This is a genomic window from Lysobacterales bacterium (genome assembly GCA_014946745.1).
Lineage (GTDB): Bacteria > Pseudomonadota > Gammaproteobacteria > Xanthomonadales > Xanthomonadaceae > Aquimonas.
This window is the reverse complement of record JADCRD010000001.1, coordinates 2,889,137-2,909,566: the sequence shown is the minus strand read 5'-3', so window position 1 is coordinate 2,909,566 and position 20,430 is coordinate 2,889,137. Positions and strand designations below refer to the sequence as shown.

General features: G+C 69.0%; 19 protein-coding genes. 8 read left to right on the top strand and 11 right to left on the bottom strand.

Annotated features, from left to right (window positions below; genetic code table 11):
- Positions 1-100: 100 nt before the first annotated feature.
- From H4O13_11710 to H4O13_11700, 3 genes are all read left to right on the top strand, one after another.
- A complete protein-coding gene (locus H4O13_11710; protein ID MBE5316052.1) occupies positions 101-1,072 on the top strand; it encodes a YafY family transcriptional regulator in 972 nt (323 codons plus the stop codon).
- The gene (locus H4O13_11705) at positions 1,062-2,024 is read left to right on the top strand and encodes a patatin-like phospholipase family protein (GenBank protein MBE5316051.1); all 963 of its coding nucleotides are present in this window, start codon (positions 1,062-1,064) and stop codon (positions 2,022-2,024) included. The genes H4O13_11710 and H4O13_11705 overlap by 11 nt, the downstream gene beginning before the upstream one ends.
- Before the next feature lie 106 nt (positions 2,025-2,130).
- Entirely contained in the window at positions 2,131-2,403 is a 273-nt protein-coding gene (locus H4O13_11700) for a hypothetical protein (protein MBE5316050.1), read from the top strand.
- 30 nt (positions 2,404-2,433) lie between these two features.
- Here H4O13_11700 and H4O13_11695 read toward each other — a convergent pair whose 3' ends face one another.
- From H4O13_11695 to H4O13_11685, 3 genes are all read right to left on the bottom strand, one after another.
- Positions 2,434-3,363 carry a DUF4097 family beta strand repeat protein gene (locus tag H4O13_11695; GenBank protein MBE5316049.1) on the bottom strand — a complete coding sequence of 310 codons (930 nt, stop codon included), beginning with the start codon at positions 3,361-3,363 and terminating at the stop codon, positions 2,434-2,436.
- A gap of 64 nt (positions 3,364-3,427) precedes the next feature.
- Entirely contained in the window at positions 3,428-3,997 is a 570-nt protein-coding gene (locus H4O13_11690; protein ID MBE5316048.1) for a hypothetical protein, read from the bottom strand.
- The gene (locus tag H4O13_11685) at positions 3,994-4,563 is read right to left on the bottom strand and encodes an RNA polymerase sigma factor (protein ID MBE5316047.1); all 570 of its coding nucleotides are present in this window, start codon (positions 4,561-4,563) and stop codon (positions 3,994-3,996) included. The genes H4O13_11690 and H4O13_11685 overlap by 4 nt, the downstream gene beginning before the upstream one ends.
- Before the next feature lie 153 nt (positions 4,564-4,716).
- On the opposite strand from H4O13_11685, the gene gcvT reads away from it, so the two are divergent.
- The 3 genes from gcvT to H4O13_11670 all read left to right on the top strand — a co-directional run bounded on the left by gcvT (position 4,717) and on the right by H4O13_11670 (position 7,656).
- On the top strand, positions 4,717-5,802 hold the full coding sequence (gene gcvT / locus H4O13_11680; GenBank protein MBE5316046.1) for a glycine cleavage system aminomethyltransferase GcvT: 1,086 nt from the start codon (positions 4,717-4,719) through the stop codon (positions 5,800-5,802).
- A 90-nt stretch (positions 5,803-5,892) separates the two neighbouring features.
- On the top strand, positions 5,893-6,279 hold the full coding sequence (gcvH, locus tag H4O13_11675) for a glycine cleavage system protein GcvH (protein ID MBE5316045.1): 387 nt from the start codon (positions 5,893-5,895) through the stop codon (positions 6,277-6,279).
- 954 nt (positions 6,280-7,233) lie between these two features.
- Positions 7,234-7,656 carry a hypothetical protein gene (locus tag H4O13_11670; protein ID MBE5316044.1) on the top strand — a complete coding sequence of 141 codons (423 nt, stop codon included), beginning with the start codon at positions 7,234-7,236 and terminating at the stop codon, positions 7,654-7,656.
- Between the two features lie 392 nt (positions 7,657-8,048).
- Here the strand turns inward: H4O13_11670 and H4O13_11665 are convergent, their stop codons facing one another.
- From H4O13_11665 to H4O13_11635, 7 genes are all read right to left on the bottom strand, one after another.
- Positions 8,049-8,651: a response regulator transcription factor gene (locus H4O13_11665; GenBank protein MBE5316043.1), complete on the bottom strand. Its 603-nt coding sequence runs from the start codon at positions 8,649-8,651 to the stop codon at positions 8,049-8,051.
- Positions 8,629-9,822, bottom strand: a complete 1,194-nt coding sequence (locus H4O13_11660; GenBank protein ID MBE5316042.1) for a sensor histidine kinase — start codon at positions 9,820-9,822, stop codon at positions 8,629-8,631. The genes H4O13_11665 and H4O13_11660 overlap by 23 nt, the downstream gene beginning before the upstream one ends.
- Positions 9,823-10,218: 396 nt before the next feature.
- Positions 10,219-12,027, bottom strand: coding sequence for an amidohydrolase family protein (locus H4O13_11655; GenBank protein ID MBE5316041.1), 1,809 nt, complete (start codon positions 12,025-12,027; stop codon positions 10,219-10,221).
- A 4-nt stretch (positions 12,028-12,031) separates the two neighbouring features.
- On the bottom strand, positions 12,032-12,814 hold the full coding sequence (locus H4O13_11650) for an ABC transporter permease (protein MBE5316040.1): 783 nt from the start codon (positions 12,812-12,814) through the stop codon (positions 12,032-12,034).
- The gene (locus H4O13_11645; protein ID MBE5316039.1) at positions 12,811-13,701 is read right to left on the bottom strand and encodes an ABC transporter ATP-binding protein; all 891 of its coding nucleotides are present in this window, start codon (positions 13,699-13,701) and stop codon (positions 12,811-12,813) included. The genes H4O13_11650 and H4O13_11645 overlap by 4 nt, the downstream gene beginning before the upstream one ends.
- Positions 13,702-13,886: 185 nt before the next feature.
- Complete coding sequence (locus H4O13_11640; GenBank protein MBE5316038.1) at positions 13,887-17,267, bottom strand: hypothetical protein; 3,381 nt, start codon at positions 17,265-17,267, stop codon at positions 13,887-13,889.
- Between the two features lie 95 nt (positions 17,268-17,362).
- Positions 17,363-18,199, bottom strand: a complete 837-nt coding sequence (locus tag H4O13_11635; protein MBE5316037.1) for a hypothetical protein — start codon at positions 18,197-18,199, stop codon at positions 17,363-17,365.
- A 279-nt stretch (positions 18,200-18,478) separates the two neighbouring features.
- Between H4O13_11635 and H4O13_11630 the strand changes: the two genes are divergently transcribed.
- Positions 18,479-18,877 (top strand): hypothetical protein, encoded by a 399-nt coding sequence (locus H4O13_11630; protein MBE5316036.1) that lies wholly within the window; start codon positions 18,479-18,481, stop codon positions 18,875-18,877.
- Here the strand turns inward: H4O13_11630 and H4O13_11625 are convergent, their stop codons facing one another.
- On the bottom strand, positions 18,878-19,735 hold the full coding sequence (locus H4O13_11625) for a sterol desaturase family protein (protein ID MBE5316035.1): 858 nt from the start codon (positions 19,733-19,735) through the stop codon (positions 18,878-18,880).
- Here H4O13_11625 and H4O13_11620 point away from each other — a divergent pair.
- Positions 19,734-20,357 (top strand): Crp/Fnr family transcriptional regulator, encoded by a 624-nt coding sequence (locus tag H4O13_11620; GenBank protein ID MBE5316034.1) that lies wholly within the window; start codon positions 19,734-19,736, stop codon positions 20,355-20,357. The two genes, H4O13_11625 and H4O13_11620, sit on opposite strands and share 2 nt — an antisense overlap.
- The last annotated feature ends 73 nt before the right edge of the window (positions 20,358-20,430 follow it).

Here is a 20,430-nt window from a genome sequence, read left to right as displayed (position 1 = left end):
TCCGGCTCAGGACGAAGTGCAGGGCGCGGAGCATACCGTTGGCGCGCGCCGCGCGCGCGCTGCATCGCCGCAGCCGGCCGCTGCGGCACAATAGCCGCCCATGGACCGACACGAACGCACCCTCACCCTGCACCGCATCCTGAAAGTCGCGCGCTATCCGGTCTCGGCGCAGCGCCTGATGGACGAGCTGCAGTGCTCGCGCGCCACGCTGTACCGCGACATCGCCTTCCTGCGCGACAGCCTGGGTGCGCCGATCGAATCCAGCGAAGACCCCTCGGGCTTCCGCTATGGCGATGACGAAGCCGAGCGCTTCGAGCTGCCGGGGCTGTGGCTTACGTCGGACGAACTGCATGCCCTGCTGGCGGCGCAGCAGCTGCTGGAACGCACCGGCGCCGGCGTGCTCAGCGAGGCGATCGAGCCGCTGCGCGGTCGCATCGACGCCCTGCTGGCCGAGCAGAGCGGCGGCAAGCGCTGGCCGCTGCAGCGCGTGCGCGTGCTCGGCCACGGCAACCGGCCGCTCGACCAGCAGAGCTTCCGCGGCGTCGCCAGCGCCGTGCTCGAACGCAAGCGTCTGAGCTTCGACTATCGCGCGCGCTCCACCGACACGCCAACCCGGCGGCAGGTCTCGCCGCAGCGGCTCACGCACTACCGCAATCACTGGTATCTCGACGCCTTCGATCACGAGCGCGAGGGCCTGCGCAGCTTCGCGCTCGACCGCATCCGCGCGCCGCGCCTGCAGGAGGAGACCGCCATCGACATGGCCGAGGCCGAGCTGGATCAGCAGCTGTCCTCCAGCTACGGGATCTTTTCAGGCACGCCCAAGGCGGTGGCGACCATCCGCTTCTCGCCGCACGCGGCGCGCTGGGTGGCCGATGAGCATTGGCACTCCAAGCAGGAAGGCCGCTTTCTCGAAGACGGCAGCTACGAGCTGAAGCTGCCCTACAGCAATCCGAAAGAGCTGCTGATGGATGTGCTCAAGTACGGCCCCGACGCCGAGGTGATGGCGCCACCCGCGCTGCGCCAGGAAGCCCGCATCCTGCTCAAGCTGGCGGCCTCGGCCTATGGCGACTGAGCCGGGCGCGCTCGCCAGCGCCAAGCGCGTGTCGCTGGTGCTGGGCGCCGGCGGGGCCCGCGGCCTGGGCCACATCGGTGCCATCGAAGTACTGCAGGAGCGCGGCTATCGCATCGTCGGCATCGCCGGTTCCTCGATGGGGGCGCTGGTGGGCGGCATCCACGCGGCCGGTCGCCTGCCGAACTACAAGGAGTGGGCCTGTGCGCTGGAGCGTGGTGATGTGCTGCGCCTGCTCGACTTCAGCTTCGGTTTTCCCGGCCTGATCCGCGGCGAGCGGGTGATTGGTGCGCTGCGCGATCTCGTCGGCGAGCACGCCATCGAGTCCCTGCCCATTCCCTTCACTGCAGTCGCCACGGACCTGCAGAGCCAGCGCGAAGTCTGGTTGAACCGCGGTCCGCTGTTCGATGCGATCCGCGCCTCGATCGCCATCCCGATGGTGTTCACGCCCTACCGGCTTGAAGGCCGTGACCTGGTCGACGGCGGCCTGCTGGCGCCGGTGCCGATCGCGGCGACGCGCCAGGTGCGCGCGGATCTGGTGATCGCCATCGATGTGAACGGCCCGCCGGCGGCGCGGATGGCGCGCGCAGAGCCCGTGGCCGCTGCGGCGCCCGCCGTCGCCGCCGAGGACGCGATCGGCTACCGCGCCCGGATCGCTGCCTTTATCGAATCCTTGAGCGCCAGCTTCTCGGATGCCAAGCGCAGCGAGGCCAGCGTGGAGCAGGCCAAGGCCCAGCCCGGCCTCATTGATCTGATGGGGCGTTCGCTGGACACCATGCAGGCGCAGATCGCGCGCATGCAGCTGGCGCTGGATCCCCCGGACCTCTTGATCCGCATGCCGCGCGACCGCTGCACCTTCTACGAGTTCTGGCGCGCCGCCGAGCTGATCGAGCTGGGCCGACAGTGCACCCAGCGCGCGCTGGATGCCTTCGAGGCCGGGCAGCGCGAGCGCTGAGCCCGGCGCGGCGACGTGCGGGGCGCCCAGGGAGCAGCGACGAGGTCTCAGCTCCTGAGATGGAGGCCACACAGAGTCCAGGCTCCCGAGCGATCCGGAGTTCGCCATGTCCCTGCTGCGCCAGCGCGTTCTGTTGCCCTCTCCGTTGGAGCCCGCGGTGCCGCGGCGTGCAGCGCGCCTGCCTGCCGCCTGCGACCTGCTCGCACCGCTGCTCTATATGTGGCTCTGCACGGGCCTGATCGCCAGCCTGCTGTTTCCGCCGCTGCGCGGCAGCGATCCGCTGATCGGTTGGTGGCCGTTCTGGCTGCTGCTCTGGCCCGCCAGCTCGATGGCCCTCTTGGCCTGGTGCCGACGCCAGCGCGCGCAGCGACCGCGCTGAGGCCGCAGTCCCCGGACCGGAAGAGCAACCTCAGCGGCCCTGCACGCTGAGGTCGATCGCGCCGGAAAAGGTCTCCAGCCGGATCCGCGCCGCGCCTTCGCCGAGCGTGGCGTCGAGGCTGGAGCCGGGGCCGTACTCTTCGCGCTCGACCTCGCCCACCGGGCTGCGGATGCGGCCGCTGAAGCTGTCGGCTTCGATCCGCGCCGAGGTGCTGGCCGGCAGCTCAAGGCGCAGCGCGCCGCTCAGCGTTTCGATACGCACCAGCCCGCTCGCGCTCGGACCGCCGCTGGCCCGCACCTCGCCGGAGACAGTCTCCACACGCAGCTCGTCGATCGCTTGCAGCAGGCGGATGTCGATCCCGCCCGACACGGCTTCGGCACGCAGGCTGCCGGCCGCGCTGGCCTCGATCGTGATGGCGCCGCTGACCGAAGACACGTCCAGCTCGGCCGCACCCGCGCTGATGCGCTGCGCGCCGCTGACGGTTTCCAGCTCCAGCTGCTGCGGCGCGCTGTCGCGCAGTTCGATATCGCCGCTCACCGCGCTGATCTTCAGGCTGCGGCCGTTGATTCCGCGCACGTCGACGCCGGCGCTGACCGATTCGATGTCGAGGCGGACATCGCTTGGCAGCTCGATCTCCAGATCGGTGTCGCCGCCCGAGGACATTCCCCAACCCCAGCCCGAACTGCTGGGGTACTCGATCTCGATGCTGAGCGCCTGCGGATCTTCCTCCGACAGTTTGAGCTGGGCGTTCTCGCCCAGCTGGCCGCGCAGGCGCAGCGTGTCGCCCTCGCCGCCGACCACGCGGATGCTGCCCTTGATGTTGCTGATCGACACCCGCGCGTCGGCCGACAGCGTGCGGGTTTCGTCGATGGCGGTCTGCGCGAAGGCGCAGGGCAGGGCGCTCAGCAGGCTCAGGGCCAGCGTGGCGCGGGCGAGACGGCGGACGATGGGCGTGTACATGGCGGGGTCTCTCACAGTTCGTGTTCGGTGTGTCTTGCCCGCGCGGCGCGCGCAGGCGGAGCGCTCAGGCGTTGCGTTCAATGCCGCGCAGCAGAAGATCGAGGCGGCGCTGGTGCAGGCGCCGCAGTTCGTCGAGCAGACGCGACTGTCGAGGGTGTTCGGCCAGCGCGGCATGAATGCGTTGACTCTCGACATCGAGCGCCTGCAGGCCCGGCTGCAGCGCGGCCGGCAGCGGCGCGCCTTCAAACTGGGCGAAGGCGGCGGCGTACTCGCGTTCAAGTCCTTTGGCCTCACGCAGCAGCAGGGTGTCGAGCGGATGCGTCTGCGCCATTGGCGAAGGCGCCACTCGCGCGGGCTCCTGAAGCGGCAGGCCGAGCACGATCAGCGCCAGCAGGCAGGCGCTGGCCAGCAGCGAGGCCGCGATGGCGCGGCGGCGCCGCCAGCGCCCGGCGCGAGCCGAGCGCACCGCCGCCGCCGGCACGCTGCCCGCGTTGGCGCGCGCATCCGAGTCTTGGACCGCAAGCCGCGCGGCGATGCCGGGCCACAGATCCGGTGTTCGCTGGGGCGCCGGCGCGTCGGCGCGCAGACGCTCGCGCCAGGCCAGGTCGTCGTCGTGATCGGGCAGGGAGTTCATTCGGTGTCTCCAAGTGCGCGCCGAAGATGCTGGCGCGCGCGGTGCAGGTGGGCTTTGCAGCTGCCGGGCGCGATGCCCAGCGACTCGCCGATTTCCTCGTGGGTCAGACCCTCGATGTCGTGCAGCACCAGCACGGCGCGGGCGCGGGCCGGCAGCTTGAGGATCGCGGCCTGCAGATCGATGCGATGGTCCTGGCTCTGGCGCGGCGCCACCTGCAGGGTGAGCGCGCTGTCGTCGACTTCGAGGTCCTCGGCTTCACGCCGCCCTCGCAGGTCCATCAGCGCGGTATTCACCGCCAGGCGATGCAGCCAGGCGCCGACCGGCGCTTCGAAGCGAAACGCGGGCAGCGCCTTCCAGGCGCGCACGAAGGCGTCCTGGGTCAGTTCTTCGGCGCGTGCGACGTGACCGCCGACCAAGCGCCACACCGCGGCGAAGAGGCGCCGATGTTCGGCGCGGTACAGCGCCTCGAACGCGAGCACATCCCCCTGCGCCGCGCGTCGCGCCAGCGCTGCCAGCGGATCGGACGGCGCGCAGTCATCGGCTGCGGGCACGGTGGCATCGGTCACGGCAGACGCATCAGGCAAGGACAGGGTCGCGTTGAGCATACGTGCACGGATGCCCTACGGCGGCGAAGGGTTTACCTGCACGTTCGAAGCTCGATAATGCGCGGCCGTTCGCGCCTCTTCATCCAAACCCCCCCCCGCATTGGAGCCCCGCTCATGAGCCAGCAGACCGTGTTGAACGCCCGCCACCGTGAACTTGGCGCCCGCATGGTCGATTTCGGCGGCTGGGACATGCCGATCGCCTACGGCTCGCAGATCGAAGAGCACCACCAGGTGCGTCGCGATGCCGGCATGTTCGATGTCTCGCACATGACCGTAGTCGATCTCCACGGCGAGAACGTCCGCGCCTTCCTGCGGCAGCTGCTGGCCAACTCGGTCGACAAGCTCAGGAAGCCCGGCAAGGCGCTGTACTCCTGCATGCTCAACGAGCGCGGCGGCGTGGTCGACGATCTGATCGTCTATTTCCTCGCCGACGACTTCTTCCGTCTGGTGGTCAACGCCGCGACCCGCGACAAGGACATGGCCTGGATCATCGCCAAGGCGGCGCCGTTCGGCATCGAGGTGCGCGAGCGCCCTGAGCTGTCGATGATCGCTGTGCAGGGCCCGAACGCGCGTGAGCGCGTGCTCGGACTGCTGAGTGCGGAAGGCCGTGCCGCGGTCGAGCCGGTCGGCAAGTTCGCTGCCGCGGAGGTGCAGGGGCTCTTCATCGCCCGCACCGGCTACACCGGCGAGGACGGCTTCGAGATCATCGTTGCCGAGGGCGAGGCGGTGGCGCTCTGGAACCGCCTGCTCGACGTCGGCGTGAAGCCCTGCGGCCTCGGTGCGCGCGACACCCTGCGCCTGGAAGCCGGCATGAATCTCTACGGTCAGGACATGGACGAGGACACCACGCCCTGGGAGGCGGGTCTCGCCTGGACCGTCGCGCTGGACGAAGGCCGCGACTTCATCGGCCGCAGCGCGCTGGAAGCGCAGAAGGCTGCCGGCGCGCCGCGCCGGCTGATCGGCCTGGTGCTGGATGACAAAGGCGTGCTGCGCCACGGCCAGACCGTACGCACGGCGAGCGGCGACGGCGAGATCCTCTCGGGCACCTTCTCGCCGACGCTGGGCAAGGCCATCGCCTTCGCGCGCGTGCCGGCCGGCGAGCCCGGGCCGCTGGCCGTCGACATCCGCGGTCGCGATGTGGCGGTCCGCCAGGTGACGCCGCCCTTCGTGCGCGAGGGCAAGCCGCGCGAGGGCATCTGAACCCACACATCCGACTGATAAACTCCCGCCGCCTGCAATGCCGCTGCGCATCGCCCCACTCCGAACCACCGCCTGCCAAGGAGCAGACCCATGAGCGAGATTCCCGGCGACCTGAAGTTCCTGAAATCCCACGAGTGGGCGCGGCTGGAGGACGACGGTCGCGTCACCGTTGGCATCTCTGACCATGCACAGGCTCAGCTGGGCGACCTTGTCTACGTCGAGCTGCCTGGCGTCGGCGATGAAGTCGAAGCCGGCAAAGGGGTCGCGGTGGTTGAATCGGTCAAGGCCGCCAGCGACGTCTATGCGCCGGTCTCCGGCACCATCGTTGCGGTCAATGAAGAGCTGGCCGACGCGCCCGAGACCATCAACGGCGACGCCTACGGCAAGGGTTGGCTGTTCGTGCTCAAGCCCTCCGAGCCCGCACAGCTCGAAGAGCTGCTCGGCCCGGATGAGTACGCTGAGCTGATCGAAGAGTGAGGCTTCGGCGCCCGCTTCGGCGGTCACATGCACTTCAGAGAACGGGGCGCTCAGCGCCCCGTTCGCGTTTCTGTCGTCCGAACTGGCGCATGGATCTGCACGGATCAGTCGCCAGCGTCCGAGGTCCCAGCCGGTGCCTGCCTGTGGCGGTGCGCGACCTTCGTAGAGGCCTCTGATTGCCGCGTCGATGCTGCGCATCAGCTCGCACACGCATGCGTTTCGAGGCGCAGTGCTCGCGCAAGTTCGCGCACTTTCGCGCAGATGGAGCGCTTAAAGGCCCTGCGAGCATGAACCGAAGCAGGTCGTGCATCCTTTTCGCGGCGCAGCACGAAGTGGTGCTGGCGAAAATCGCGATCATTCGATGCTGATTCGCGAAGACGATTGCGCCGCAAGGCTTTCGGCGTTTGGTTCTGCTACTTATCGAAGCGGAATAGGGTCCGCCCGAGTGGCTTGCAGGGCGCTTTCGATGCTTCGAATCGCGCATGCGAGAAGGCTTTGCGCGAAGCGCGCGCGACAACTATGTTGACACTGCGAAAACCGCTGATTAGTTTTCGCGCAGCGTGTCAAGAACAGAACACATGGCGTTGAACATAGCGAGCCATCGAAGCGGTCTCCGGCAGAGCACTCTCTGCAATTCCCTGCAAAGGGTGGAGCCGCGTTCTCTTCGGAAAACACGCTCGCCCGGAACGTCGCCGCCTGCGGCACGTCGCCGGATCCGCGGTCCGAACCCGGTCCGCATCACGCTGCTCGCGGCGGTCGCCGCGGCATTCGACTCGTGCGTTTGGACGCGTGGACTTGTGGTCTCGCGCGCGTGATCGGCTGGGCATCCAGGGAAGGAGCTCAGACGCGGAACCGGACGCGGTGTCCGGGAATGGAGTGGTGGCGGAACCGGATGTCCGCGCCGCAGTAAGCGTGTTGAAAGAGTTGCGATCAACCCTGACGAGGAACCCGACGATGGCTATCAAGAAACCTGCTGCGAAGAAGGCCGCTCCGGCCAAGAAGGCTGCCGCCAAGAAGGCGGCTGCTCCGGCCAAGAAGGCCGCTGCTAAGAAGGCCGCTGCTCCGGCCAAGAAGGCTGCCGCGAAGAAGGCGGCTGCTCCGGCCAAGAAGGCCGCGGTGAAGAAGGTGGCGGCCAAGAAGGCGCCGGCCAAGAAGGCTGTTGCCAAGAAGGCCGCTCCTGCCAAGAAGGCTGCGGTCAAGAAGGCCCCCGCCAAGAAGGTCGCTGCGAAGAAGGCTGCTCCTGCGAAGAAGGCTGTTGCCAAGAAAGCGGCTCCTGCCAAGAAGCCTGCGGCAAAGAAGGTGGCTGCCAAGAAGCCGGCGGCAAAGAAGAAGCCCGCTGCTCCGCTCGTGCCGCCGCCGGCTGCTCCGGTGGTCTGAAGCGTCGCGCTGCAAGCTCGCACGTGAGGCGACTTCGCGGTCGCCTCACGGCAGAACATCAGCCCCGGTGTCGTCTGGCATCGGGGTTTCTTTTTGGGACGCCAGACAACGCGATCAGCCCAGTCTGCATTCGGCTGCGGGCTTGAGCTTCGCCGCTCCGGCGCGATGCACCGAACGACCCTCTGCCGCTCTGCAGGGGCGCCTGAGCCTTGGGCTGACAGATCGGCAGCGTACGCACGCTGCGGCGATTCAAGCGGAGCAAGGCGCGGATCAGCGTGAGCCAGGGGCCGTTGTCGCGAGCTGGCCTGAAACGCCGCCGAGACGCAGCGATGCCCCCGTCGCACCGGGGTGAGCGCTTATCGGAGAACGGTCTGAGTTCGCTGCGTATCTCTTCAAAGCCATCCGCGCTGGCGGGCAACGCGGTAGGCCTCGATGCGGTTCTCGGCGCCGAGCTTGCCAATCGCTTCGCTCAGGTAGTTGCGCACGGTGCCCTGGCTCAGATGGAGGCGCGCGGCGATGTCGGCGCTCTTCGCCCCTTCGCCGGCCAAACGCAGGACCTGGCGCTCGCGCTCATTCAAGGGATCGACGTCGTCCCAGGCGGCCATCGCCAGCTGCGGATCGATGGCGCGGCCACCGCGGTGGACTTGCCGCAGCGCCTCGGCGAGCTTCTCGGCCGGCGCGTCCTTCAGCAGATAGCCGCGCACGCCGGCATCGAGCGCGCGGCGCAGATAGCCGGCGCGGGCGAAGGTGGTGACGATCACCACGCGGGTCGGCAAGTTCAGCGCGCGCACGGCCTCCGCAAGCTCCAGCCCGGTGCGGCCGGGCATCTCGATGTCGGTCACCAGCAGCTCCGGTTGCAGCCGCTGCACTTCGGCGAGTGCGCTATCGCCGTCGGCGCATGCGGCGACTACCGCAAGGTCGTGTTCAAGTCCAAGCAGTGCGGCCAGGGCGCCGCGCACCAGGGCCTGGTCTTCAGCGAGTACCAGTCGAATCATTGATTGCGCCCCCTCTTGCAGAAGCTGACCCGGCCTGCGGTAGCGTCGCGGGCGCACTCAGCAGCAGGCGTGTACCGAGTCCGGGCGGGCTGTCCAGCTCGACGCGGCCGCCGATGGCCTGCAGTCGCTCGGCGAATCCCGGCACGCCCTGATGGCCGTCGCGGGCGCGCGCGCCACCGATGCCGTCGTCGCTGATCTGCAGCTGCCACACGGCGTTCGCATCGTTGCCGACACGGCGCAGCTCAATGTCCACGCGGCTGGCGCGCGCATGGCGGATCACATTGGTCACCGCCTCGCGAAGCGCCATCGCGAAGGCCTGATCCAGCGGCGCCGGCAGCTCCAGCGCGGGCAGCTGCGCGTCCAGCTTCACCTCGGCGCTGAGCAGCGCAAGCCGGGCGGCGGCGATCTCGGACTGCAGGCCACCGGCGCGGATACCGCTGACCGCTTCGCGCACCTGGTCGAGTGCGCCGCGTGCGGCCTGTTCAAGCTCGGCAAGCTGCTCCTCTGCCGCGTGCGGATCACGGTCCAGCAGGCGTCGCGCGAGCTGGGTCTTCAGCACCACCAGCGACAGCGTATGCCCCAGCGCATCGTGCAGGTCGCGACCGATGCGCTCGCGCTCGGCCAGCGCAGCGAGGCGGCGCACTTCGTCCTGGCTGAGCTTGAGCACCGCCTGGTGGCGTTCGCGGGTGCGGCTGGCGAGGATCCCCGCGCAGGCCATGCCGCCGATCATCGCCATCGCGATGCTCACGCCCAGCGCATAGCGCCAGTCCGGCATCTGCAGGAAGAACTGCGCGGTCATCAGCCCCCAGAACAACAGTGCTGACAGCACCGCCCGCCGCGGCGCCCACACCGTGGCCGCCATCGTCATCGCATAGATCACGAAGGTGTTGCCGCCCGGGTTCACCGTCATCAGCGCATACCCCAGCGCGGCGCTGCCGTAGATGCAGAGGTCGCGCGTGCGGGCGCCAGTGTGGCGGTCGCTGAAGCGCAGCCACAGCGGCAGGAAGATCGCGCAGGCCGCCAGCGAGGGCAGCAGCAATCGGCCGAGCTGCTGCGGCACGAAGAACAGGGGCAGGAAGACGAACACCAGGTACAGCAGCCCCCACCAGCGCTGCGGCTCGTGCTCGTTGAGGCTGTGCTGCGGCGGGGGAGCTGCGAGCGCGGGTTTCATGGGGATAGCCTAGATCGGCTGCGTGGCCATAGGGTGGGTCTTGACCCACCGGAGCTCAACACTCGCCTCAAGCAGTCAGCATGAAGCGAGTTCATGGGGTGGGTCTTGACCCACCATAAGCTCAACATTCGCCTCGGTTCTGCTTCGTCGTCGTGTCGCTTCAAGCAAAGAGCAAGCGCTTCCGGTCAGCCCTTTGGCCCGCCGTATTCCGCCGCACTCACGCGGCGAGCCCTGGCCCACCGTGGCAGCGAAGGCTCGCCCCGGTGTGGCGGAATCCGATGTCCGAAACGATGTGCGGTGAATGCATTGCTGCAAAGACTGCGGCGAATGTTGAGCTCTGGTGGGTCAAGACCCACCCTATGCGGACGGCCCTGGTCGCGTGGGCCGATGTCTCACCTATCGGACTTCAACCTCGTCGATATCGAACTGCTGCGCGCCTCTGCCGGTGGCACTGAGGCTGATGCCGCGCAGGCGCGAGCGGTCGAAGCCTGCCTGCGTCGACAGGTCGATCTCGACGCTTCGCCATTCGGCGCTGGCGGCGATCGGCACCACCGCTGGCGCGCCTTCGCCGGAGAACAGCAGCAGCTGCAGCGGGGCCGCGCTGCGCACCTGCAGCCGCAGCGTGGATATTGAGCTGGCGTCGACCGCGGCCATGGGCGTGGCACCCGGGCTGAAGAACACCCCGGCCCAGGCCGGCTGGCCACCGACGCCCTGCTCGGTGAGCTCGACCTCGACGCGCAGCGCGCCCGCGCTGTCTGCCGCGCCGCCTTCGATGCGTGCCATCCGCGCGGTCGAGCGCCCGCCCTGCATCTGGTCCGACGCCGGCATCCAGGTCTGCGGAAGGGCGTCTTCCTCGAAATCGGCGAGCATGCCGGCGGCCAGCTTCGCCACGGATTCGGCCGGCGGGCGCGGATCGACGCGGCGCCCGTTCTTCCACACGTTCACGAGCTCGCGGGTGGCGCGAATGTCCGCGCTGGGATCGCCCTCGACGAGCACGAGGTCCGCGCGCAGGCCTGGCGCGATGCGCCCGCGGTCGGCGAGGCCGAAGTGCTGTGCCGGCACGGACGTCGCCGCACGCAGGGCATCGATCGGGCGCAGGCCGGCCTCGACCAGCAGGGCCAGCTCATCGTGCATGGACGCGCCGAAAGCCGTGCCGGGATTCGGCGCATCGGTGCCGGCCAGCACCGGCACCCCGGCCGCGTGCAGGGCGGCAACGCGGGCCTTGGCGCGATCGATCAGCTGGGTCGCCAGTGGCCCGAAGCTGGGCCGTCCGCGCAGCTGTCCGCGCTGGTTGGCCGACAGGCGCTCGGCCAGGCGGGGATGCTCTGCCAGAGTGTTCTCGCGGCCGGAGAACGCGGCGATGACCGAGAGCGTCGGCGTGACGAAGGCGCCGCGCGCGCGGGCGGCCGCAACGAAGGCGCGGTCATCGCCCGCGTCCTGGGGCACGTGCACCAGGCCATCGGCGCCCTGTTGCAGCACCTCGATGGCATTGGCCACGGTGGAGACGTGCACCAGCGCGCGCAGGCCCTCCGCTTGGGCGGCGCTGATCACGGCCTGCGAGCGCGCAGCGTCCAAGGTGGGCAGACGCTCGGTGTCGCGGTAGGCGGACAGGTCCTCGCGCACCAGCTTGATGAAGTCCGAGCCTTCGCTGCGCCGCGCCGCGACCCACTGCGGGGCTGCGTCCGGCGAGTCCAGCGTGGGCACCACCACGCCGAACTGGGTGCCATGACCGCCGCGTGCAGTCGCAAGAAACCCCGCGCCCCACAGGTCGGCGCGGTCGGTGAGCTCAAGCGACTCCCGTTCGACGCGCGCGCCTTGCAAGTTGCTCGGATCGCCGAACATGTCGAGCACGGTGGTGGTGCCGAAGCGCAGGGCCTCGCGGCGGCCGTCGCCGTAGGCATGCACGTGGGCGTCGATGAATCCGGGCAGCAGGGTCTGGCCGTCGGCTTCGATCACGCTGAGCCCATCGGTGGACAGTGACTCGGCGATCGCTTCGATGCGGCCGTCGCGCACGGCGACATCGGCGCGCGGCCAGAGCGTGTCGCCGTCAAACACGCGCGCGCCGCGGATCACGAAGGCCGCGGGGCCAGGGTCATGGGCGGGCGCTTTCGCAGGGGCTTTCGGCCCGTCGCTCAGCGCGATCAGTGCGACCAGGGCGACACCGCTGAGCGAGGCGATCAGGGCAGGGGTGGAGAGGCGTGCCATGGCTTCAGCGCCCCCGCAGCCGCAGCGCGGCGAGCGCCAGGAAGAACACGGTGAAGCCGATCAGCACCGCGCTGTGCAGCAGCACGTTGACGCCCTCGATCTGGCCGCTGATGCCCAGTGCCAGCTGGGCGAGGTGCCAGGCTGGCCAGATCACTGCGAGCTTCTGGATGATCTCGGGAAAGGCGAACAGCGGCATCCACAGCCCGGACAGCACGGACATCGGCAGGTAGATCAGGTTGACGATGCCGACTGCGGCCTGGCCCTTGACCAGGCTTCCGATGAGCAGGCCCAGCGCGCAGAAGGGCAGGGCGCCCAGCAGCAGTGCGCCGAGCAGCAAAGCCCAGTCGGCGAAGGCCATCCGCACATCGCCGAGCCCCATCGCCGCAGCGCTGAGCAGCAGCACGACGCAGAGCGCTGCGATCAGGCTCATCGCGATCTTGGCGGCGAAGTAGGCGGCGATGGGCATCGGCGACACCCGCTTCAGCTCCAGCAGCCCGCTCTCGCGCTCCATCGCCATGCCGACGCCGAAGCCGAACAGGGCCGGGCCGATCACGCCGAACACGCCGTAGGTCGCGAACAGATAGGTCGCTTTCTGGAAGCTGCCCCACTGGCCCGGAATCAGCACCGCGAACATCAGGTAGAAGGCCACCGGAAAGGCGAGGGTGGGAATCACGAAGGCGGGTGTGCGCGCCATGCGCAGCAGCTCGTACCAGGCCTCCAGCGCGTACAGGCGCAGCGTTTGCGCTGCCGACATGGGCAGGGTCGAATGCAGGCTGGGGGCGTTCATGCGGCGTCTCCGGTCAGGGCGAGGAAGGCGTCTTCCAGGTTCAGCGGGCGGATCTCGATGCCCGACAGCGTCGGATCGAGATTCAGCAGGCGGCGCAGCAGGGCATCGCTGTCGCTGCAGAGGATCGATATGCGGCTGCCTTCGGGCTCCACCGACTGCACGTCCGGCAGGGCGGCGAGCTCGGCGGCGGACAGGCGCGTCACGCAGCGGATGCGTGCGCCGCGGGCGCGGGCCTTGAGGCTCGCGGGTGTGCCCTCGGCCAGCACGCGCCCGCGCTCGATCAGCACCACGCGCTCGGCGAGTGCGTCGGCCTCTTCGAGGTAGTGGGTGGTCAGCACGATCGAGGTGCCGGCCTCGCGCAGGCTGTGGATCACCTGCCAGAAGCCGCGACGGGCTTCGACATCCAAGCCGGTGGTGGGCTCATCCACGAACACCAGTTCGGGCGCGCCGCAGATCGCCAGCGCAAACTGCACGCGCCGCTGCTGGCCGCCGGACAGGGCGGCATAGCGGCGCTCGGCGAGGTCGCTCAGGCCGGCCAGGCTGAGTGTTTCGTTCACCGCGCGCGGCGACGGGTAGTAGCTGGCGAACAGATGCACCAGCTCGCGCACGCGCAGGGTCTCGGGCAGCCGGGCTTCCTGCAGCATCACGCCGATGCGCCGGCGCGCCGAGGCCTCGCGCGGGTCGGCGCCAAACAGACTGACCTCGCCGGCATCCGCGGCCAGGCGACCGGTCAGCAGCCCGAGCGCGGTGCTCTTGCCGGCGCCATTGCTGCCGAGCAGTGCGAGCAGCTCGCCGCGGCGCAGTTCCAGATCGACGCCGTCGAGGGCAGTGACCGGGCCGTAGGTCTTTCGCGCGGAGCGCAGGTGGGCGATGGATGGCGAGAGCATGCGAGATCTCCAGAGGCGGCGGTTGCCGCAGGGCGCATGTTCCCGATTCACCGCAGGGCGAAGCAGTGGAGGCTGTCAGCTTGTGCAGGTGACATTCGTCATCTGCGCTGCCCGCCGCTCCGAAAAGCAAAGCGGGCCCGGAGCGCGGGTGCGCGCCGGGCCCGCGAGGGCTGCCCCTGGATGGTTTACGGGTTCGGGGCGGTCGCCTCGAAGCCGTTCCTGAACACCTGGGCGGCAAGCACCGTCACCGTCGCGCTGCCGGTGTTGTTGGCGCCGACAGGGTCCGGGTTGCCCGCCGATACCGTCGCGCTGACGGTCTTGGCGCCCGGTATCGCCGCAGCACTCACGCTGGCCTCGATCGCGATGACTGGCGAAGTTGCCTCGCCGGCGAGCGAGCTCCTTGTGCAGGTGGCTTGCTGGGGCGTGCCGATGCTGCAGGTCCAGCCGGTGCCTGTGGCGGTCTGGATCGTGAAGGCGGGATCCATCGCCAGGGCCACGGTGACCGCGCTGGCCGAAACCGTGCTCAGGTTCGCCACGGCCACGGTCAAGCTGGCTGTGCTGCCGACCACGGCGTTGGCGGGGGCTGTCATCGTGGCTGTGAGATCGACAGGGTCCCCGGCGACGCACGACTGCACGGCGATATCGTCGACGTACCAGCCCTCGCGGCCTTCCGAACTGTCAGTGCCCACGCGCCAGCGCAGGCGGACGCTGCTGCCCGCGTAGGGGCTCAAGTCCACCAGCGTGTTGGCGTACGCACGGCCCGGGTCGGGCTCGCACCAGCCGCTGCGGCCGCCCAGCGGGTTGCCGAAGCTGCTGCTGATGGGGCCGCGGTAAGGATCGTTGAGCAATGCCGTACCCGCGAGCTGGGTGAAGGCGCCGCCGTCCACGGAGATCTCCAGCAGGCCAGCGTCGTAACAGCCGGTGGCGGCGTTGTTTTCGAGATTGCGCCAGTTCTGGTAGCGCAGGGTCAGCGGCTGCTGGCCCGTCGGCAGGCTGATGGCGGGCGAGGTCAGCTGCTGATCTGAGACCGTTGCAATGCCGTTCGCGCGCATGGCGTTGCCGCCTGAGGCCGGGCTGGGGCGGGTGGTCGACAGCGCCCAGGTCTGCGCGCCCGTGCCGCCGACGGTGAAGCCGCCTGCGCCGGCGGTGAAGTTCTCCGTGAAAACGGTGCTCGCGATGGAGCCTTCGGCGCAGTCGCCCGGGGCCGGCTGGGTGCGGAAACTGAACACCGGCGAAGCGGTGCCAGCGCCGCACACGTTGGCGGGCCGCACCCGCCAATAGTGCTGGGCATTCGAAGCGAGCGCCGAAGTCACCGCGATACTGCTGCCGCTGCTGACGTTGCCGGTGAACACGATGTTGGTAAAGGCTGTGTCCGTCGCGACTTCAACCGTGTGCGAGCTCGACTGGGCACCTGCAGTCCAGCTCAGCGTGGGCTGCAGCAGCACATTGGTGGCGCCGTTCGCGGGGGTCACCGGCGCGGGCGCGCCGGGCGTCTGCGTCGCAACGTCGAGCTCGATGTCGAGGTTGCGCACGAGACTGCCCGAGGTGCCCCGGACCGTGACGGTGTTGAGGCCCGGAGCGACGCCCGCACCCAGGGTCAAGGCGAGGCTTGAGGTGCCCGGCGGCGTCACCGGGCTGGTTCCGATCGCACCCGTGATGCCGGACGGCAGGGCCGGATTGAAGGCCAAGGCAACCGGCGTGGTAAAGCCCGAGATCTGGCCGATGGTGAGGGTCGCAGGCGGCAAGGCTACCGGCGGCGCCGCGACGCAGACCGATTCACGGCGCAGGCTGGAGTTCAGAGTAAAGCCAGGCTCGCCGCAGGCATCGTGGCGGAAGCTGGCGATTCGCGTGTTGTTGGTGGTGCCGGCGGGGCCCATGTATTCGCCGGTGAACCAGAAGGTGCAGCCGTCCACCGGATCGACGCCCATCTGATGGTAGTCGCCCCAGCGCTCATTGCCCTGCGAGCGCTCGCCGCTGACGATGAGGTTGTCGCCGCCGGTCATGACGCCCGGCGGGTCCGAAGCCAGACGACCCGTGTAGCGCAGGCCGGGGAAGATGCCGGCAGGCGTGCCGGCCTGACGCACCACGCTATAGGCCAGCGCGATGTTGCCCGCGCTGTCGATGCCGCTGCCGCCCATCCAGCGATCGATGTTGCCGCCGGTGTCGGTGGGCGCGAAGGTGCCCTGGTCGTGCAGCTGCCAGGCGGTCGCTGCGGTGCCCGCGGTGCGCCGCAGCTCGAACCAGCGGATGGCGCCGCGGATCTGCGGATCGGTCAAGGTGTTGGTGGTGTGGTTGCCCACGATCGATTCATAGGTGCCGAAGTTGCGGTACATCAGCACATTCATGATCGGCTCGCGCAGCGGATCAAGACGCTGGCCGCTGGGCTGGGGAAAGGCGTTGAACGCCGTGAGGCCATTGATGCGCGAGTTGAACTCTGCGACCGGAATCTGGTGGACCGGCGTCAGCGTGCCCGTTGGGGTGGCTGGCGCCCAGTCCATGCTGAGCTGCCAAAGCTCCAGAAAGTCGTTGCTCGGGTTGTTCGTCCCCGCGTTGTGGGCCTCGTCGTCGCGGTGACGCATGATGATCCCGGGCGCGTTGGCTGGCGGCGGCGTATCGCCGACAAGGTGCGCGGGCGTCGACAGCTGGAAGTTGAATCCAGCCAGGTTGGGGACGGTCACGCGCACGAAACGGGCGGGCTGACCCTGCAGCATTGCCGCGCGCTCGAACGCGTAGATGGGCCGCGCGCCGCCGGTGCCGTTTTCATTCGCGGTCGCATAGTAGGCGTCCGTCCACACGCCGTACTTGGGATAGTCGGGGAACGCCGGCATCACGAAGGTGTAGCGAGACCAGTTGTTGGCCGCCGTGTTGGCGGCGTCTTCGGTCGCGCTCACGTACACGCAGAGGGCGCGGCCGGCGGAGGGCGAGAATTCAGTCACCACCCAGCGGCGGGCAACGGCGTCGAACAGCACGATGGGATCGCCGAGGCCGCTGTCGCAGGGCGAGGTGCCCGTGAGGGTCGTCGCCAGGATGAAGTTGGCCTGCAGCTCACCGGTCGCCTTGTTGTAGACGCGAACGCGCGAGCCGCCGGAGGCATTGACGGCCTGCACGTACTGGGTGGTGCCGATATCGCCTGTCGGGTCGGGCGGCAGGGTGGTCCCCGGCGCGCCTTCGAAATTCTGCAGCGGCGTGGTGAAGCCCGCGCCGCGCTGCGGCGGCAGACCATCCAGCGCCTGCTGCAGGGCTGCCAGTGGATCGGCCTCGGGCGGATTGACCGGTTCGCGCTGCTGGGCGGCAAGCACGGCCGGGTCGTCCCAATGTCGACGCGGAACCTCGCGAATGGGATCTCCAGGCTGCCACTCCAGGCCGACGGGATCATTGCGGACATCCACGCTCAGCACTTCCGGCTGCACCACGCCGAGGAACTCGGTGCTTGCCGGTGCATGCAGGGGGTCGGCTGGCTGGGACTGGCCCGGGCCTTTGGTTTGCGCCGCATACCCTGGCGCCGCCATGGAGAGCGCGAGTCCGCTGGCAATCGCGGCGGCAAGAACACGTGGTGCGAGCTTCATTGAACGTCCTCCCGGGGGTGCCGGAGTGGGTGGGTGCCGGCGTGAGCCGACGGGATCGGAAAGGGTTGCAGTGGGGCTCAGCGCGAAGCGCTGGATCAGGGAGGCTGGTGCGGGGTCACAGACTGCAGCAGGATTTCGCCGCGATAGCTCTCGATATCGAAGCTGCGGGGCATTGAGCCGCTGCCGTCCGGCAGCTTCAGACCAGCCTCCCAGGCCCCGGAGGGGTTCTGCTCAAGACGGTCGAAATCGAAGTCGGCGCGCACGCCCGAAGCGGCGCGTGCGCTCAGTTCGAGCGGCGCGATCAGGTGCACGTCGACAACGATGCCACCGGCACTGCGGATGCGATTGTGGCCGGCACCGCGCGCCGACATCGGATAGACCCGCAGCTCGCCGGTCGCACTCTCGATATCCATCGGCCCATGCGCCGCCACGGTGATTCGACCGCTGCGACTGCGCGCAGTCACAGGATTGTCGATACGCCGCACGACGATCTCGCCGAAGTCACTGCGCAGGAAGACAGGGATGCCCGCAGGCACGAAGGCGTAGAGATCGACGCGTCCTTTGCGGCGGTCCGCGGGGGCGTCCGGATCGATCCCCGGATAGCGAACGCGCACGCCGCTGTCGTCTTGCTCCTGGTACCACTCGATGCGGGCGATTCGGGGCTGTTCACCGATGCGCTGTTCGACGCCTTCGAAAGCCACGGCGCTGGCAGAGGTCTGGCGAAGCTGGATGTCGCCGTAGGGGTTGTCGAGGACAATGCGCTGCAGTCCCGCGGGCAACTTGTGCTCTTCGCGGAAGCGCTCCAGCGTATAGGCGACCCCGTTGACCGACTGCGCGGCGGCGATCGGCGTCGGCGGCTCGACGGGTTTGGATGCACAGGCTGCAAGCAGCAGCCACCCCAGCGACGAGGCGGTCTTCGCGATTCGACTCACTCCGTCTCCCCACGGCGTGATGAAGGCGTGAGGGTAACACGCTTGCGCGCGCTGACAAGTGTGAGCCGGCCTGAACATTCTCGCGACTGCCCGCAGGCTTGGGCGTGCCCCGCGCACCGACTCAATCGACCGCGCTGCGCCTTCCTGCGGCTGTCGGCGGATGGTCTTGCTCGATGAGCTCCGCTACCCTCGCGCGGCGTGGCCGTCCTCGACCGAGGCGCTGGCCCGACCGTGATCCGATCGATGCATTGGCCGCAACGCCTAGGCCCTGGAGCGAGTATGCGTTTTCCCCTGCACGTCGTTGCCCTCCTGCTGCTGGTCGCTTCGCTGCTGATCAATCTCGCCTTCTGGGGCGGCGTCAGCACTTCGAAGGTGCTGGGGCCCATCGTCCCCGATGCCATCCGGCTGCAGGCACCGCTGGCCTACACCTGGCTCGTGATCGGTGACGCGGCGGCCCGCGCGCTGGGCGTCGAGGAGCCTCTCGCTCGCTTTGCCGAGTCGCAGTTCCACGATCCCTTCCGAGTCGTCGAGTCGCGTCCCCTGGCCGGGGTCCGAGTCTTGGACGAGCGCAGCGGCTGGCTGAAGCTGGTGCATCCCCTGCCGCTGATCCTGCTGCCGATTGCGCTGCTGCTGTGGTGGCGTCGGCCGCGCGGGCTGAAGACGTTCGGCGGCAGGTGATCAGTCGCGGAGACTTCCGTGGTGATCCCGCCGCGCGCGCCTTTTGAATGGCGAGGCGAGCAGTGCGCTGAGGTCCAAGGCCTCCGGATAGGCCGCAGGCGCGTAGACGCCAACCGCCTGCACGTCGCCGCGGCGGTAGGTGCGAAACACGTGGTCCCAGAGCGGCAGGACGGTGCCGTAGTTGCCCGCCTGCTCCGGGGCGCTGCTGTGGTGCAGTCGATGCAGTTCCGGCGTGCCGATCAGCAGACTGAGACGGCTGCTCCGCGGCAGCGCGATGTTGGCGTGTACCCACAAGCCCTGGGTGAGTGCGAATGCGCTGATCGCGAGTATTGCCTCGGTCGAGAAACCCAGCAGCAGCAACGGCGCCAGTCGCGCCAGCTTGTCCCAGGCGGCATTCAGCGGGTGCGAGGTCAGTGCATTCGCCACATTGAGTTTGTCCGGGCGATGGTGCAGGACGTGCGCCCGCCACAGCCAGCCGCCGCGGTGGCTCAGGCGATGCAGCCAGTAGGGGCCGAACTCGGCCAGCGGCAGCGCGATCAGCAGCTGAATGCCCAGGGGAAGATCCAGTGCGGGCCGGGCCAAGCTCATCAGCGCCAGCGTGAGTACCGCGCCAACCGCCGTGTCCGCAAGCAGATTCAATCCAAGCGCCTGCGCGTCGCGCTTCAGCTCAACTGTTCTTGGAGCCCACTCGTCGCGGTGCGGTTGCAGTCGCTCAAGCAGGCCCAGCAGCGCATAGGCAAACAGCAGCCAGGGCAGCAGTCGTGCTTCCTCGGTCCAGCCGCGCGTGACGAGCAGCCACCCGGCCAGTGCCGCCAGGAGCACACTGTGGGTGAGCGCATTGAAGTGGTGGAGAGGCATGTCGAGCGAGTCGGATAGCGGAGGCGCGGGCAGCTTCGATGCGCCAGAGCGTCTGCGCATTAACCCGGGTTCAGAGCTGCCGGACCGATTGCGCGAGCTCATCGAGCGCGCGCCGCTCCGACGACTTGCTGCGGGTGAGGTCCTGATGCATCCGGGGGCCCTGCAGGACCGGGTCTGGTGGCTGCAATCGGGCGCGCTGCGCCGCTTTTCCCTCGGCGCGGACGGCAGCGAGTTCACGCACGATTTCGTGGGGCCCGGCGAGTGGGCCTGGGGAGCCTTGCGCTTGGGTGCCGAAGACTGCTGCGTTGAAGCCGGCCCCGGCCTCGCGGCGCTTGCTGCCTGTCAGGTGCGGACGCTGGAGGTCGATGCGTTGCAGCGGCTGCGCGGCAGCGATGCCGCGAGCGCGGACTACGTGCTCACGCTGCTGCTGCGGGCCAGCGCGCGGCGCCTGCAGCGTGAGGCGGACCTCGTTCACCGGAGCGCCGAGCAGCGCTACCAGGACCTGTTGGACCAGCGGCCAGACATCGAGGCGGAGTTGAGTCAGAAGCAGATCGCGCTGTGGCTTGGGATCACGCCGGTCGCCCTGTCGCGAATCCGGCGTCGGCGCGCCGATGGCCGTTGAGGCACCGCCGGCCTCGCTGCAGTCTGGATCCGCAGCAACCTGAACGGAACTGTCCGCTGAGCCCGGATTGTTT

Coding starts and splice junctions, on each gene's coding strand:
- H4O13_11640 (MBE5316038.1), bottom strand. CDS start 17,267: ATGAAGCTCGCACCACGTGTTCTTGCCGCCGCGATTGCCAGCGGACTC.
- H4O13_11630 (MBE5316036.1), top strand. CDS start 18,479: ATGCGTTTTCCCCTGCACGTCGTTGCCCTCCTGCTGCTGGTCGCTTCG.
- H4O13_11670 (MBE5316044.1), top strand. CDS start 7,234: ATGGCTATCAAGAAACCTGCTGCGAAGAAGGCCGCTCCGGCCAAGAAG.
- H4O13_11660 (MBE5316042.1), bottom strand. CDS start 9,822: ATGAAACCCGCGCTCGCAGCTCCCCCGCCGCAGCACAGCCTCAACGAG.
- H4O13_11700 (MBE5316050.1), top strand. CDS start 2,131: ATGTCCCTGCTGCGCCAGCGCGTTCTGTTGCCCTCTCCGTTGGAGCCC.
- H4O13_11710 (MBE5316052.1), top strand. CDS start 101: ATGGACCGACACGAACGCACCCTCACCCTGCACCGCATCCTGAAAGTC.
- H4O13_11690 (MBE5316048.1), bottom strand. CDS start 3,997: ATGAACTCCCTGCCCGATCACGACGACGACCTGGCCTGGCGCGAGCGT.
- H4O13_11650 (MBE5316040.1), bottom strand. CDS start 12,814: ATGAACGCCCCCAGCCTGCATTCGACCCTGCCCATGTCGGCAGCGCAA.
- gcvH (MBE5316045.1), top strand. CDS start 5,893: ATGAGCGAGATTCCCGGCGACCTGAAGTTCCTGAAATCCCACGAGTGG.
- H4O13_11645 (MBE5316039.1), bottom strand. CDS start 13,701: ATGCTCTCGCCATCCATCGCCCACCTGCGCTCCGCGCGAAAGACCTAC.
- H4O13_11655 (MBE5316041.1), bottom strand. CDS start 12,027: ATGGCACGCCTCTCCACCCCTGCCCTGATCGCCTCGCTCAGCGGTGTC.
- H4O13_11620 (MBE5316034.1), top strand. CDS start 19,734: ATGTCGAGCGAGTCGGATAGCGGAGGCGCGGGCAGCTTCGATGCGCCA.
- H4O13_11705 (MBE5316051.1), top strand. CDS start 1,062: ATGGCGACTGAGCCGGGCGCGCTCGCCAGCGCCAAGCGCGTGTCGCTG.
- gcvT (MBE5316046.1), top strand. CDS start 4,717: ATGAGCCAGCAGACCGTGTTGAACGCCCGCCACCGTGAACTTGGCGCC.
- H4O13_11695 (MBE5316049.1), bottom strand. CDS start 3,363: ATGTACACGCCCATCGTCCGCCGTCTCGCCCGCGCCACGCTGGCCCTG.
- H4O13_11665 (MBE5316043.1), bottom strand. CDS start 8,651: ATGATTCGACTGGTACTCGCTGAAGACCAGGCCCTGGTGCGCGGCGCC.
- H4O13_11625 (MBE5316035.1), bottom strand. CDS start 19,735: ATGCCTCTCCACCACTTCAATGCGCTCACCCACAGTGTGCTCCTGGCG.